Source organism: Micromonospora sp. NPDC048839, assembly GCF_040649915.1.
In the GTDB taxonomy this organism is placed as follows: Bacteria; Actinomycetota; Actinomycetes; order Mycobacteriales; family Micromonosporaceae; genus Micromonospora.
Window position 1 is genome coordinate 1 of the sequence record NZ_JBEZGL010000006.1, and the last position, 12,727, is coordinate 12,727.

Annotated in this window: 14 protein-coding genes; 7 read left to right on the top strand and 7 right to left on the bottom strand. The window is 70.4% G+C overall.

What is annotated here, in order from left to right:
- Positions 1-91 precede the first annotated feature (91 nt).
- A complete protein-coding gene (locus AB0C25_RS13180) occupies positions 92-631 on the bottom strand; it encodes a type 1 glutamine amidotransferase domain-containing protein (RefSeq protein WP_357372762.1) in 540 nt (179 codons plus the stop codon).
- 154 nt (positions 632-785) lie between these two features.
- Here AB0C25_RS13180 and rfaE2 point away from each other — a divergent pair, with 154 nt between their 5' ends.
- Positions 786-2,606, top strand: coding sequence for a D-glycero-beta-D-manno-heptose 1-phosphate adenylyltransferase (rfaE2, locus tag AB0C25_RS13185; protein ID WP_357372764.1), 1,821 nt, complete (start codon positions 786-788; stop codon positions 2,604-2,606).
- The gene (locus tag AB0C25_RS13190; protein WP_357372766.1) at positions 2,603-3,481 is read left to right on the top strand and encodes a glycosyltransferase family A protein; all 879 of its coding nucleotides are present in this window, start codon (positions 2,603-2,605) and stop codon (positions 3,479-3,481) included. The genes rfaE2 and AB0C25_RS13190 overlap by 4 nt, the downstream gene beginning before the upstream one ends.
- Position 3,482: 1 nt before the next feature.
- Here AB0C25_RS13190 and AB0C25_RS13195 read toward each other — a convergent pair whose 3' ends face one another.
- From AB0C25_RS13195 to AB0C25_RS13205, 3 genes are read right to left on the bottom strand one after another with little or no spacing between them, the layout of a single operon-like run.
- Positions 3,483-4,583, bottom strand: a complete 1,101-nt coding sequence (locus tag AB0C25_RS13195; RefSeq protein ID WP_357372768.1) for a glycosyltransferase family 9 protein — start codon at positions 4,581-4,583, stop codon at positions 3,483-3,485.
- A gap of 7 nt (positions 4,584-4,590) precedes the next feature.
- Positions 4,591-5,142, bottom strand: a complete 552-nt coding sequence (locus AB0C25_RS13200; RefSeq protein ID WP_357372770.1) for an Hsp20/alpha crystallin family protein — start codon at positions 5,140-5,142, stop codon at positions 4,591-4,593.
- A complete protein-coding gene (locus AB0C25_RS13205; RefSeq protein ID WP_357251767.1) occupies positions 5,142-5,645 on the bottom strand; it encodes a DUF2231 domain-containing protein in 504 nt (167 codons plus the stop codon). The genes AB0C25_RS13200 and AB0C25_RS13205 overlap by 1 nt, the downstream gene beginning before the upstream one ends.
- A gap of 167 nt (positions 5,646-5,812) precedes the next feature.
- Between AB0C25_RS13205 and AB0C25_RS13210 the strand changes: the two genes are divergently transcribed.
- Together AB0C25_RS13210 and AB0C25_RS13215 are read left to right on the top strand one after the other, a co-directional pair.
- Positions 5,813-6,430, top strand: coding sequence for a pyridoxamine 5'-phosphate oxidase family protein (locus AB0C25_RS13210; RefSeq protein WP_357372772.1), 618 nt, complete (start codon positions 5,813-5,815; stop codon positions 6,428-6,430).
- Positions 6,431-6,491: 61 nt separating this feature from the next.
- Positions 6,492-7,376, top strand: coding sequence for a class I SAM-dependent methyltransferase (locus AB0C25_RS13215; RefSeq protein WP_357372774.1), 885 nt, complete (start codon positions 6,492-6,494; stop codon positions 7,374-7,376).
- A gap of 85 nt (positions 7,377-7,461) precedes the next feature.
- On the opposite strand, the gene AB0C25_RS13220 is transcribed toward AB0C25_RS13215, so the two are convergent.
- The 3 genes from AB0C25_RS13220 to AB0C25_RS13230 form a co-directional block, all read right to left on the bottom strand.
- On the bottom strand, positions 7,462-8,052 hold the full coding sequence (locus tag AB0C25_RS13220; protein ID WP_357372776.1) for a hypothetical protein: 591 nt from the start codon (positions 8,050-8,052) through the stop codon (positions 7,462-7,464).
- 111 nt (positions 8,053-8,163) lie between these two features.
- Positions 8,164-8,493, bottom strand: a complete 330-nt coding sequence (locus tag AB0C25_RS13225) for a hypothetical protein (RefSeq protein ID WP_357251751.1) — start codon at positions 8,491-8,493, stop codon at positions 8,164-8,166.
- A 665-nt stretch (positions 8,494-9,158) separates the two neighbouring features.
- Positions 9,159-9,983 (bottom strand): SGNH/GDSL hydrolase family protein, encoded by an 825-nt coding sequence (locus AB0C25_RS13230; protein ID WP_357372778.1) that lies wholly within the window; start codon positions 9,981-9,983, stop codon positions 9,159-9,161.
- A 310-nt stretch (positions 9,984-10,293) separates the two neighbouring features.
- On the opposite strand from AB0C25_RS13230, the gene AB0C25_RS13235 reads away from it, so the two are divergent.
- From AB0C25_RS13235 to AB0C25_RS13245, 3 genes are all read left to right on the top strand, one after another.
- Positions 10,294-10,689, top strand: a complete 396-nt coding sequence (locus tag AB0C25_RS13235; RefSeq protein WP_357372780.1) for a helix-turn-helix transcriptional regulator — start codon at positions 10,294-10,296, stop codon at positions 10,687-10,689.
- 66 nt (positions 10,690-10,755) lie between these two features.
- Positions 10,756-11,667 carry an aminopeptidase gene (locus AB0C25_RS13240; RefSeq protein ID WP_357372782.1) on the top strand — a complete coding sequence of 304 codons (912 nt, stop codon included), beginning with the start codon at positions 10,756-10,758 and terminating at the stop codon, positions 11,665-11,667.
- Positions 11,668-11,914: 247 nt separating this feature from the next.
- Complete coding sequence (locus tag AB0C25_RS13245) at positions 11,915-12,679, top strand: LPXTG cell wall anchor domain-containing protein (RefSeq protein ID WP_357372784.1); 765 nt, start codon at positions 11,915-11,917, stop codon at positions 12,677-12,679.
- The last annotated feature ends 48 nt before the right edge of the window (positions 12,680-12,727 follow it).

Genomic DNA, 12,727 nt, shown 5'->3' on the forward strand with positions numbered 1-12,727 from the left:
GCCGCCTAACCACCGCCACACCACGACCCATCCCACGCCGCTTCGCGACGCGGGATGCTGCCGCGTGTCTACGCACGGTTCGATTTTCGAGTTAGGTGGCGAAGGTTTTGGTGATTTCTTCGCAGAAGGCGGGGAGGTCGTCGGGGTTACGGCTGCTGGTCAGGTTGCCGTCGGTGACGCACTCCTCGTCGACCCAGGTGGCGCCGGCGTTCGTCAGGTCGGTACGCAGGCTGGGCCACGACGTGATCCGTCGGCCGCGCACCACGTCCGCCTCGATCAGGGTCCACGGACCGTGGCAGATCACCCCGACCGGCTTGCCCGCCTCGAAGAACGCCTTCACGAACTGCACCGCGTCCGGGTCGCTCCGCAGGAAGTCCGGGTTCGCGACACCTCCGGGGAGCACGAGCGCGTCATAGCCGTCGGCGTCCGCCTTGTCCGCGGTCACATCCACGTCGTACGTCTTCGACTGGTCCAGGTGGTTGAAGGACTGGATGGACCCAGGCTTGAGCGAGACCAACTCGACGGTCGCGCCGGCGTTCTCGACCGCCTCACGCGGCTGGACGTACTCGACCTCCTCGACGCCGTCGGCGGCCAGGAAGGCGATCCGCTTGCCCTGTAGTTGCGCTGCCATCTCGGGACATCTCCTTTCCGGGGTTACCTCATTCCCTTCCCGCCTCCGGACGGCCGAAACGACCCAGCCGGGCGCTAAGGGCACGGTGGGGACACAGCCGCAGGTCAGGCGCGGGTCAGGTTTGGCCCGGAGGGCGCTGGGGACCCGGGGAGGCATGGCAGGAGCAGCAGCGGAACAGCGCCGGCTCGCCACCGTCGTGGAGAGCTGGCTCGAACGCCCAGTCCTGATCGTCGGTGACGCCATGTTGGACGAGTGGCGGTTCGCCGACTCCGACCGGCTCTGCCGAGAGGCGCCCGCACCGGTCCTCACCCTGCGCCGACGGATCTCCGCCGCCGGTGGGGCCGCGAACACCGCGGTGAACGTCGCCGCCCTCGGCGGCCGGGCGGTGCTGGTGGCACCGGTCGGCGCCGACGTGGCCGGTGACGAGTTGCACGACTGTCTGGACCGCGCGGGCGTCTGGGACCGCACGGTCAACCAGCCCGGACGGCCCACCCCGGTCAAGCGGCGGATGTTGGCCGGCAACCAGATCCTGCTCCGCGAGGACTCCGGAGACCCGGACGACGCGCTCGACCCGGAGGGCGTGACCCGGCTGCTCACCGCCCTGAGCTGCGCGACCGAGGAACTGCGCGCCGCCGCCGGTGGGGAGGCGCCGACCCTGGTGGTCTGCGACTACGGCCTGGGGGCGCTGCCCGCGCCGGTCCGCGCGTGGCTGGTCGAGCAACGCGAGCGGTACGCCACCGTCGCGTTGGACGCCCACGACCTGGCCGACTGGCGGGGCCTCGCACCGACAGTCGTCACGCCCAGCTTCGCCGAGGCGACCCGGCTGCTGGCCCGGGCCGGCGCGCCGACCCGACCGACCACCGGCATCGACCTGCACCTGGAGCACCCACACGGCGACCCGTCCGACGGCCCGTCCGAACTGAGCGTGGGCGCGGCCCCGGGCGGGGTACGCGCCGACGACGTCACCGAGAACCACCCGGGACCGGTCGGTGAGCCCACCCCGGGCGAGGGCCGGGTGGCTCTCACCGGCGACGGGCTCAGCGTCACCGGCACCGGCGTCACCGTGAACACCCGCGCCGGGGAGGGCGTCGACCGGGCCGTCCTGGCGGAGTCGCGCCTCGCGGAGCTGCGCGCGCACACCGGCGCCGACGTGGTCGCGGTGACCCTGGACACCGAGGGGGCGGTGGTGGGTGGCGCCGACGGGGAGCCGCGGCGCAGTCACAGCACGCCGGTCCCGGCGAGTCACGCCGTGGGCGCCGGCGACGCGTACCTGGCGGCGATGACGTTGGCCCTGGCCGCCGAGGCGCCGCTGACGACCGCCGCCCAACTCGCCCAGTTGGCGGCCACCATCACCGTCTCCGACACCGGCACCTGCGTGTGCCGGCGCGAGGATCTGCTCACCGCGCTCGGCCAGCCGACCGAGACGATGAGCCATCCCGCGCTGGTCGGCACCGACGAGTTGGACGCGATCGTCGCCGAGTACCGCGAGGCGGGACGATCGGTGGTCTTCACCAACGGCTGCTTCGACGTGCTGCACCGGGGGCACGTGCGCTACCTGGAGCAGGCCCGCGCACTGGGTGACCTGCTGATCGTGGCGGTCAACTCGGACGGCAGCGTACGCCGGCTGAAGGGTCCGGACCGGCCGGTCAACCCGGTCGAGGACCGGGGTGCCCTGCTCGCCGCGCTCGCCTGTGTGGACCACGTGGTGGTCTTCGAGGAGGACTCACCCGCCGCGCTGATCGAGGCGGTCCGGCCGGACATCTACGTCAAGGGCGGGGACTATCCGCCGGAGCTGGTGCCGGAGGCGCCGCTGGTGCGCCGGCTGGGCGGCCAGGTGCACACCCTGGGGTACGTGCCGGACCGGTCCACCTCGGCGATCATCGAGCGCATCCGGTCACACAGCCAGGACCCGTCGCCGCCCACCGGTGAGCGGGAGCCCGACCCGTCGCTCAGCTCCCGTACCCAGGCGTCGTGAACCGCCCCCTCGACCCCGGCACCCCGGCGGAGTTTCGCACCGACCGGTTGGTCGACGTGCTGATTCCGACCCGGAACCGGCCCGCCGAGTTGGCGGTCACCCTGGGCGGACTCGCCGCCCAGGACGGGGTACCCGGCTTCGGGGTGGTGGTCAGCGACCAGTCCGACGGGGATCCGGCGTACGCGCATCCCGCCGCGGCCACCATGGTCCGGGCGCTGCGGCACCGGGGGCACCCGGTGCTGCTGACCCGCCGGTTGCCCCGCCGTGGGTTGGCCGAACACCGGGCGTACCTGCTCGCCGCGTCGACCGCCCGGTACGTCCTCAGCCTCGACGACGACATCTGGCTGGAACCGGGGACGCTGCACCGGTTGGTGACGGCGATCGGAGAGCTGGGCTGCGGATTCGTCGGCAACGGAGTGCACGGGCTCTCGTACACCGATGACGTGCGGCCGGACTCGCACGGGCACTACGAGGAGTGGGCCAGCCCGCCCACGCCGGAGCGGATCCGACCCGACACCCCGGAGTGGAACCGCGCCCGGATCCACTCGGCGGCGAACCTGCTGCACATCACCGAGCGGCTGGCGCTGCCGCCGGGGGCGTGGCGGGCGTACAAGGTGTCCTGGATCGGCGGCTGCGTGCTCTACGACCGGGCCAAGCTCGTCGACGCCGGCGGCTTCGACTTCTGGCGTCGGGTGCAGGAGAAGCACCAGGGTGAGGACGTGGCCGCGCAGCTCGCGGTGCTGGCCCGGTACGGCGGTGCGGGCATTCTGCCCAGCGGCGCGTACCACCTGGAGTCCCCCACCACGGTCGTCGACCGGGACGTGGAGGCGTGGGAGGTCGTCCTCGCCGACGAGGACAGCCCGCAGCCGGCCTGAACTACGGGGTGAGCAACTCCCGGGCGGCTTCCAGCACCTCGATCACCGGAACGTCGGCGACGAAGGAGTCCCGATGCGGGCACTCACCGTCGCCGGGCCGGTGCGGATAGATGCCCGGTGTGCAGTCCACCCCGCAGACCGGGCAGTGCACCGTCCACGAGCTGATCGGCCGGTGCCGGCCCCGCAGCGGGCTGGCCCCGTTGATCAGGTTGCCCACCCAGAAGATGCCCACCGTGGGCGCGCCCACCGCGGCGGCCACGTGCAGCGGGCCGGTGTCGTTCGAGATGACCAACGCGCAGTCGGCGTAACAACCGACCAGCCCACCCAGGCTGAGCGTGCCCACCTGTGGGCGCACCGGCACCCGAGCCGCGGCGACGACCCGGTCCACCACCTCCTGCTCGGCGGGCGTGCCGGTGACCAGTACCTCGTAGCCGTCCCCGTGCAGCGCACGCGCCACCTCGGCGAACTGCTCGGCGGGCCAGCGGCGGCGGTTGTCGGTGGCGCCCGGGTGCAGCGCCACCCGCGGACGGTCGGTCGGGCCGAGCACCCGGGCGGCCTCGGCCCGATCGGCGTCGGTCACCGCAAGCGTCGGCGTGATGGTGGTCGCCGGCGCTCCCACCAACCCCACCACCTCCAGGTAGCGGATCACCTCGTGCTGGTAGTAGACGTAGCGGAGCCAACGGTCCAGCGGCGGCGCGTCGTCGGCGCGCAGGCCGACGGTCACCCGGGCGCCCAGGCGACTGATCAGCGGGTTGGAGTTGGCGCCACCGCCGTGGATCTGCACGGCCAGGTCGAACCCGGTCGCGGCGGCCAGGAAGTCGTCGATCGACGACTCCGGCTCGCCGGGCTCGGGAACACGGATGCCGGGCGCGGGCGGCACCACGAGCACCCGGTCCACCGGGCCCGGCCGGTCGCGCAGGAGCTTCGCGTGCCACGGCGCTCCGAGCAACACGATCTCCGCCGCGGGGTACGCGGCACGCAACGCGTCCAACGCCGGCAGGGCGAAGATGAAGTCGCCAAGGGCGTTGGCGCGCAACACCGCGATGCGGTGCACGTCTTCGACGCGCCCGGCCGTCGGGCCGAGCAGGGACGGAGTGACCACGCAGCCGCTACGTTCGGTCGACCTCGCCGGCGGTGTCCGGGCGGTGCAGCTCCCGGTCCGCGGCGGGGTCGGCCGGCATCGGCGTACCAGTGGAGAGGTCGCCGGAGCGCGGCCCGGTGCGACCGACGGTGATGGTGCGCGGCGCTGGTCGGGTCGCCCGGGGCAACCGGACCCGGAGCAGGCCATGGTCCATGACCGCGTCGATGGCCTCCGGGTCGACCCGCGATGGCAGGTTGATGCGGTATTCGAAGCCTCGCGTCTCGAAGCCGCCAGGAATGCCCTGGTCGGCGTTGACCTCCGCCTCGGAGCGGGCCCGTACGCACAGTTCGAGGTCGTCCAGCTCGACCGCCACCTCCTCCGGCGCCACCCCGGGCAGCCGGACGACGGCCTCCCAGCCGTCGGCGGTCTCGGTCAGCTCGACGTCGGACGCACCGGCCCGGCCACCGACCAGGCGGCTCAGCTCGGCGCGCAGTGACTGCAGCTCCCCCATCGGATCCCAGCCCTGCTGCCGGCCACTTCGCCAGCCCCGACCGAATCCGCCGTTCTGCTGCTCACTCATCACACCTCTCCGATCCGCTGCGTGGCCGTGGGCGGCCGTAGTGAGCTGGGCGCGTCCAGGCCGGCGTCCCGGTCGACGCCCACACCGAGCCGGTCGACCAACTCGCCGCCCAGCCAGGCGCTGATGCCGAGGATTCCTACGGCGACCACCTCGATGGCGACAAGAGCGCCGCCCGCGGCCCGGGAGTCGGCGTTCAGCCGGACGGCCCACACGGCGGCGAAGAGCAGGATCACCGCGACGTTGGCGGCGGCGTGCAGCAGACCCACCCGCTTGGCCCGGGTGCCGGTCGGGATGGCCAGCAGGTCGAACGAGCCGGCCGCCGCCGCGAGGAGACCGCCGATCAGGCCGACGGTGATGTTCCAGTACGCGACCTCGCCGAGCAGGTCGGGGCCACCGACGGTGTCGACCACGTCGAACAGCACCGCGGTGGCCAGCAGCGCGACCGGGAACATGACGAGCATCGGATGGACTGGGTGACCCAGTACCTTGAGTCGGCTCTCCATCTCCGGGCCTCCACGTGTCGGCGTCCTGCGGAACGGTTCTCGTGCGGCGGGCGCGTCGGGTGAGGCCCTACCCCCGGCGACCGGGCACAAACCTCACCCTGGTCACGGCGGCCTAGGCTGACAAGCGGCGGTGCCCGCCAACGGGTCAACGCCTGAGGGAGGATCACGTGACGGTGGAGATCACTTCGCACGAGGAGCTTCGCGACCTGCTTGGGGAACCGACCGCTCGGGCAGCCAACAAGGATCGCCGTCGCCTGCACGAGCGGGACCGCGAGTGGCTCGGCGCGTCGCCGTTCTGCCTGCTGGCCACCGCCGGCGCGGACGGCAGCTGCGACGTCTCGCCCAAGGGCGACCCGGCCGGCTTCGCCCTGGTGCTGGACGACACGACAATCGCCGTGCCCGAGCGGCCGGGCAACAGGCGCGCCGACGGTTACCGCAACATCCTGGACAACCCGCACGTCGGGATGCTCTTCCTGATCCCGGGCCGCACCGACACACTGCGGATCAACGGGCGCGCCCGCCTGGTACGCGACGCTCCCTGGTTCGACGACATGATGGTCAAGGGGCACCGGCCGGTGCTCGCCGTGGTGGTGGAGATCGAGCAGATCTTCTATCACTGCGCGAAGGCGTTCCTGCGGTCCGCGCTGTGGCAGCCGGAGACCTGGCAACCCGACGTGCTGCCGTCCCGCGCCCGCCTGATCAAGGAGGTCGAGGCGCCCATGGTGAGCCTGCAGGATCTGGAGCGGCACTACGGCCCGGAGTACGCCAAGAACATCTACACCTGATCCCGTCAACCTGCGCTCACCGAGGGTCACGGTGATGAGGCTCGCCTGGTAGCTTCCGTCGATGAGCTCGTCAACTGAACGAGGCGCGGCGGGCCACGTTGATCGCGTCGCCGACTACTACGACAACAACACGCGTCGGTTCCTCCTGGTTGCCGAGAGCCCCGGCAGTGACGCGATCCACCGGGGCGTCTGGACTCCGGATGCCGTGACCTCCGCAGATGCCATGGACACCGTCAACCGCCTGCTGATCGAGCGTTTGCGCGGGCACGTGCCTCCGGGAGACGCGAGGGTGCTCGACGTTGGCTGTGGCGTCGGCGCGACGATGGTTCGCCTGGCCCGGGAGGTGGACGGCTTGATCTCTGGCGTGACCATCAGTCGGGTGCAGGCCGAGATCGCAGCGAAACGGTTCGCCCGCGAGGGACTGACCGACCGTTGTCAGGTGATCTGCGCCGACTTCGCCGAACTGCCCGCGGAACCGCACTACGACGCCATGGTCGCCGTGGAGGCGGTGGTCCACTCGCCGTCGCTGAAGGATCTCCTCCCGTCCCTTGCGGACCGGCTGCGCCCCGGGGGGCGCCTGATCCTGTGCGACGACTGGCTGACCGACAAGGATCGCGGGCTCGCCGCGCGTGAGCGCTGCCTCGACCAGTTCCGCGCCGGCTGGCGGATCGGGAGTTTGCACACTGTGGCCGAGCTGGACGCCATGTCTGAGCACGCTGGGTTGCGCGTGGTCGAGGACCTGGATCTGACCTCGTATCTGCGCCTCGGTCGACCCCGCGACCGCGTGGTCAAGCTGGCCGTGGGCGCCACAGCCGTCGTGCCCCGCCTTCGCGACCGTCTTGTCGAGATACCCCTGTGGGCCAACATGGTTGGCGGGTCCGCGTTGCAGGCTGGATTGGCGCGGCGTTGGCTGGAGTATCGCCTGATCGTGCTCGAGAAGGCCTGAGCTTCGGTCAGGCCGACAGCGCCATCGCGAGGATCGGTACGACGAGAGCCCCTGTCAGCCCCTCGATCGCCGCTGCTGGCCCGAACTACGTACCGGCACGAACCAGCAACGGCCTCTGCTCCGGATACGCCGGGTCCGGCGCCGCACGACGCCACCGAAAGAAGGCGTTGGCGGATGGGAGCGCGAGCAGGATGATGGCGACCAGCAGTGCGGGCGACGCCACGAGCCCCGAAACGGTGCTCACCGGCTCGACCCACCCGGGCATCAGTTGGTCCGCGATGTCATTGACCCGGTCCCAGTCGGTGCTGTCCGGGACGTCGCTGGTGTCAATCGGGAGGAGGCCCAGGATCAGCCACCCGGCCGAAAACGCCACCGTCACGCCACCCAGGACCCAGGTGACGATCCGGGTCCAGTTCCGGCCGGCGAGGTTGGCCAGCGCCAGCGCCAGGATGGCGAGGGCGGTCAGCGCAACGACCAGGCCGACACTCATTTGGAACACCATCGGCAGGGCACCGAAGCCGCTTGGCGTGCCCGCTTTCTCGTGCGCCCTCTGGTAGGTGTTCTGATCCACCGCCTCGGCGGCTACCTGCGCGAGCCGGGCCAACCCACTCAGCCCCAGCAACACACTGGACGCGGTGACGACGCGCACCCCTGGCCTACTGACCCCCGTGTTCATGGTCGGATGCTAGCGCCGGTCGCCGCCCGTCCGCTGTCCGTAGCGACGTCGGCCAGGGGCTACACCAACGGCACCGGGACCACGTCAGGACGGCGCGTCGTACGCCCGAGGTCAGTAGCCGATGCTCATCAAATCGGGGGTGTCGTCGTCACCACCACCGGGTCGCGTGTCGGTGCCCCGGTCCTGATAACCCCGCCAGTACGCCTGCTGGGGTGCCCGGGCCACCGAGATGACCACGACCTTGATGCCTCCGGCCAACTGCCGACTGTTGACGATGACGGCGGCGACCGAAGCGGCGGCGGCGATGGCCCCAACGGCGAAGGCTCGGCCGGACACCGCGCCGTCCCAGTCGATCGCGGCGACCAGCACAGTGGCCAGCCAGCAGAGTCCGGCGACGGCGATGACGACATTCGCGGCCTTTGACTGAGTGCGAGTATCCACGAGGGGCTCCGATCTGCGCTGGGGCGGCGGTACGAGGGGATCTGAGGTCGGGTCACCTCCAGCCGGGCGCACACCGGGCGGCTGGCATCGGTCACGCCACCCGTCACGCGGCGGGTGAGCCACATCGGGCCGGGAGAGGACCCAGGTCCGGTCCTGCCACCTACGGGACATCGGAGCGGGGCAGCAGTCGGCAGAGACGCTGCGCGAGGGACGGAACGTACGCAGCGACCTGGATGCTCGGCGGGTGCGCGGCGCGGTCACCGTGCCGCCCACCCCCGGTGCCCGGGCAATGGAACGACGGCGCACCGCGAGGGCTGGGGTCAGACCAGGCCGCGGCGGCGATGCCACACCAGAAGGGGCGATGCCACCCTGTTCGAGCCACATGCAGCCTCCCCCCGGTAGGCGTCGTTCCGATCCACGTGAGGTACCGATCTGCCGCACCTGACCTGCCCGGATTGGGCCGGAGGAAAGATCGGCAGACAAACATGATCTCGCACCCGTCCAGCCGAAGCGAGCCCACTGCACGGACACACGCTTTCGTCAGCGGGCTGGTTGCGCTCATCGACCAACGACGAAGCCGGCCCTACCCAGGACGGGCAGAGCCGGCAGAAGGTGGTCGCTGCCCGGTGGCGCGTCGGGTCACCACCGTGACCGGACCCGCCTCGTCAGTTGAGGTTCATCCTGGCGCAGGGAACCCAGTGGCCGACCGGGTAGCCCGGCCGCCGGCCCACCAAGCCGCACGGCAGCGGTGCCTGCGGGACGCCCAGCCGGGGGGCGATCGCGTTGTAGGCCAGCCGACCCATCACGTCGTAACCGCCCGGCGTGGGATGCACGCCGCACTGGTCCAGATAACCCTCGGGGATGGACTGGTTGTCGATGAAGTTTGGTACGCGGTCGCCGTACTCGTCGATCACCCGGATGCTGCGGTAGATCGCGTCGTTGACCTTGGCTTCGCTCGCGGGGAGCCAGGCAGGGCTTGGACCGGGTGGGGTCGTACAGCCGTCGGTGCCGTGTCCGGAGCTGTACTGCACCCAGGACGGGTACATGATGACGTTCGGGTCCAGATCCAGTGCCGTGTCGAAGAGCGCCCGGTAGGTGGCCTCGAAGGCGGCGATCTGCGCCGAGGTGGCGTTCGACAGGTTGTTGTTGGTCCCGCAGTTCAGCAGGATCAGGTTGGGTCGGTACGTGGTGACCAGGTCCGCCATCCGCGCTAGCCAGAAGTTGCAGGTCGTTCCTCCGACCGCCGAGACGACAAACTCGTACGGTACGCAGAACTGGTCGAGCAGTCCCCCCAGCTCCTTGCGGTAGCCGATGGTCACCGACTCGGTCATCGTCGAGCCCAGGGTGATCGAATCGCCCACGGTCAGAATCTTCACCGTGGGTCGCGCCGGCTCGGGGCAGGCGGCGGCAGCCGCGGCCTGGGCGGCGACCGGTGTCCCCGACGGAATGGACAGGCCGACTGCCACGAGGACAAGGGCGGTTGCACTCACCAACACAGGACGTAGTTTCATCGGCTCTCCCCCGTCACGCACGCGGCGACTCGCTCACCACAGACCAGTCATGGCACTGGTAATGCCATGCGTGGCACTGACGGTACCGCGTCCACCACTCAGTGCCAAGTATGGCACTGGGACGTACTTTCGGTTCGTGGTGTTGGATCCTTGCTGGCGGCACTGCTCTCCGTAATCGCAGCAGGAAGGGGCCCCTCAAGCCGCCCCACCGACCAATAGCCGGAGCCGAATCTGGCACTACAGTCGGGTCCGGCAACGGAGTCCCACACGCGGCACTTACGATCACCCTGTGTCAGCGAGTGCCAGCCAGGATCCCCGCGTCATCGCGTTCGCGCGGTTCATCAAACGCGCCCTCGATGAGGCTGTCCGAGAACGCGCCATGTCCATCGAGGACGTCGAACAACGCACCGGCATCGGCCGATCGACGATCTACCGATGGCGCCGGGCCGAGATAGCCAACCCGCAGCGCACCCAGGTCCAACAGTTCTGCGACGGCCTCGGCATCCCGCGCTCGGTGGCCTCGCAGATACTGGGCTGGGACGGCGCGCCGCCATCACCCACGCCCGACCCGAGCACCGACCCGGACCTGCGGGCGGTCGCACGCATCCTGATGGACCCCAACGTCTCGACGGAGGAGAAGACCGTCATCCGCGCGACGCTGCAACACCTGGCCCGCCGAAGGTAGCTCCGGTCGACGGGTGGGCCTCCCGCCGGGCTACGCACGCCCGACTCACGTGTCACGATCTCGGCCATGCGTCTTCCGTTCGGCCTACTCGTCGCATCCGTCGCGGGCGGTCTGCTCTCGGCCACGGCGGCGCTGCTCGCCATGCGAGCCGCGTCGTTGCAGTTCGGCCTGGTGATGCTGCTCGCCCTGCTCGGCTACGTCCTGCTGGATCGCGGCGCGCGCCGGGTGCGGTGGGCCGTCGCCGCCGGTGTCGGGCTCCTCGCCGTGGTGGCGGCCATGAGACTGCTCTGGCATCAGGAGCAGGTCGTCGACGTGGGCTGGGTGACCTACGGGCCAGCGGCAACGGAGACGTCCATCCTGGGGCCGTGGCGGGACTCCATCGACAGGCAACGGCTCGCCGCGCTTGGCGTGGCGCTCGGCGTTGTCTGTTTCGCGGCCGGCGTGTTGGCACTACCGTCCCGCGGCAGACGGCGAGGTGCGGCGACGGCGGTCCTCGCGCTGCTGCTGCTCGCCTGGTTCGGGCTGGACTCGACCCGGGAGTTCGTCGACTATCCGCTGCCGGACCTGCTGGGGACGGTGTGGCCGGCGCTGCTCGCCACCCTCGTGAGCATGTTGGCGCTCGCGCTGTCCGGATGGCGGGCCGACCGCCGGTGGCTGCTCCCGGTGGGGCTGTTCCTGCTGTCGCTCGCAGCGGCGAACGCGTACGCGGATCTCGCCGGAGCGTGGTCCGGGTGGTGGGAGATGGACCACCCTCACCAGACCGCCTTCCTGCAAATGGGGATGGCGGTGGGCACGTCGTGGGAAGACTCCCTTCAGGTGTCGTCGGCCGCGGAGACGGCGATCGCGCTCGCCGGGGCGGGGCTGACGACCGTCGGCGCGCTGCACAGCTCCAGCGGGGCCACGGATCGGACGGGTTTCCCGCTGACCAGCGACGAGGGCCTGGACGACGCCGACGGTGACGATGCCTTCCCGGCGTAGCGCACCTCGATCAACGCTGTTGATCACGAAAGTAGGGAAATCAGACTCTGGCCCTTTTTCCTACCGAACCCTCAGCCCCATTGGGTCAGCGCATGAATGCGAAGCGTAACCATGGCCCGCCCTTTTTTGCGGTCTATAGGTGCGGCCTTCTCTATTGCACGGTCCACAGCGGCCAGCGCTTCTTGCGCTCCCGCTCGCCGTCGATAATATCTTCATGTTTTGATCTGTTACGGGGAGGAAGACCATCATGCGATTGAAGTTCCCGGCCGGCGCCCTCATAGCGCTGGCGCTTTTGGTTCCGGCGGCACCGGCGGCGGCTCAAGCTGGGTCGCCCGGGTCGAGCGCGACCTGCCAGACGGTCGAGCGCAAGGTGTACAAAGATATCCGCGAGCTTGTCACCATCGATCTGGACACCGCCACCGTTGTCCAGGTGCGGGTGCTGGCCTCTCAGATACTGGCAGCGGCAGGAAAGGACAAGCTGCCCACTCTGGAGGACGCCCTCCAGAAGCCGCTGGATGGCACCTCGGCAGAGCTGCGGGCCTTCCTCAAGTCGAACGTTTACACGGCCTGGTCAGTGGCTCTGCGGATCGCGGTGAACCAGACGATGACGGACGCTGGCGCCAACGTGAAGGAGGCCGCGCAGAAGACGCTCGGCACCGATTCGGTCGACACCTACCTGGCCTACCTGAACAACGGCCTGTACGCCGCACGTGCGGCTGACTGCGCGTCTCAGCCCACGCCGACGCCGAGCGCCACGTCCAGTGTCACGCCGATCGCGACGCCGAGCGCGACTACCACCGCCACGCCGAGCGCGACTACCAGCGCGACGACGACCGTTGCACCGACCCCGACGTCCTCCGCCAGTGGGGCCGCTGCCGGCGGTGACGGCGGCGGGCTGCCCGTGACCGGTGCCAACACCATGATCGTGGCCAGCGTTGGCGCTGCGCTTCTGCTCCTCGGCGGCGCGGGCTACCTGATCGGGCGCCGGCGCCGTGCCCGCTTCGTGGCATAACTAGTTCAACGCGCCCGGCTCGATGATTCGTCGAGCCGGGCGCGATCG

Excerpts from the sequence above, each read along its gene's own strand:
- AB0C25_RS13205 (WP_357251767.1), bottom strand. The coding sequence starts at position 5,645 with ATGGAGAGCCGACTCAAGGTACTGGGTCACCCAGTCCATCCGATGCTC.
- AB0C25_RS13200 (WP_357372770.1), bottom strand. The coding sequence starts at position 5,142 with ATGAGTGAGCAGCAGAACGGCGGATTCGGTCGGGGCTGGCGAAGTGGC.
- AB0C25_RS13240 (WP_357372782.1), top strand. The coding sequence starts at position 10,756 with ATGCGTCTTCCGTTCGGCCTACTCGTCGCATCCGTCGCGGGCGGTCTG.
- AB0C25_RS13180 (WP_357372762.1), bottom strand. The coding sequence starts at position 631 with ATGGCAGCGCAACTACAGGGCAAGCGGATCGCCTTCCTGGCCGCCGAC.
- rfaE2 (WP_357372764.1), top strand. The coding sequence starts at position 786 with ATGGCAGGAGCAGCAGCGGAACAGCGCCGGCTCGCCACCGTCGTGGAG.
- AB0C25_RS13245 (WP_357372784.1), top strand. The coding sequence starts at position 11,915 with ATGCGATTGAAGTTCCCGGCCGGCGCCCTCATAGCGCTGGCGCTTTTG.
- AB0C25_RS13215 (WP_357372774.1), top strand. The coding sequence starts at position 6,492 with ATGAGCTCGTCAACTGAACGAGGCGCGGCGGGCCACGTTGATCGCGTC.
- AB0C25_RS13220 (WP_357372776.1), bottom strand. The coding sequence starts at position 8,052 with ATGAACACGGGGGTCAGTAGGCCAGGGGTGCGCGTCGTCACCGCGTCC.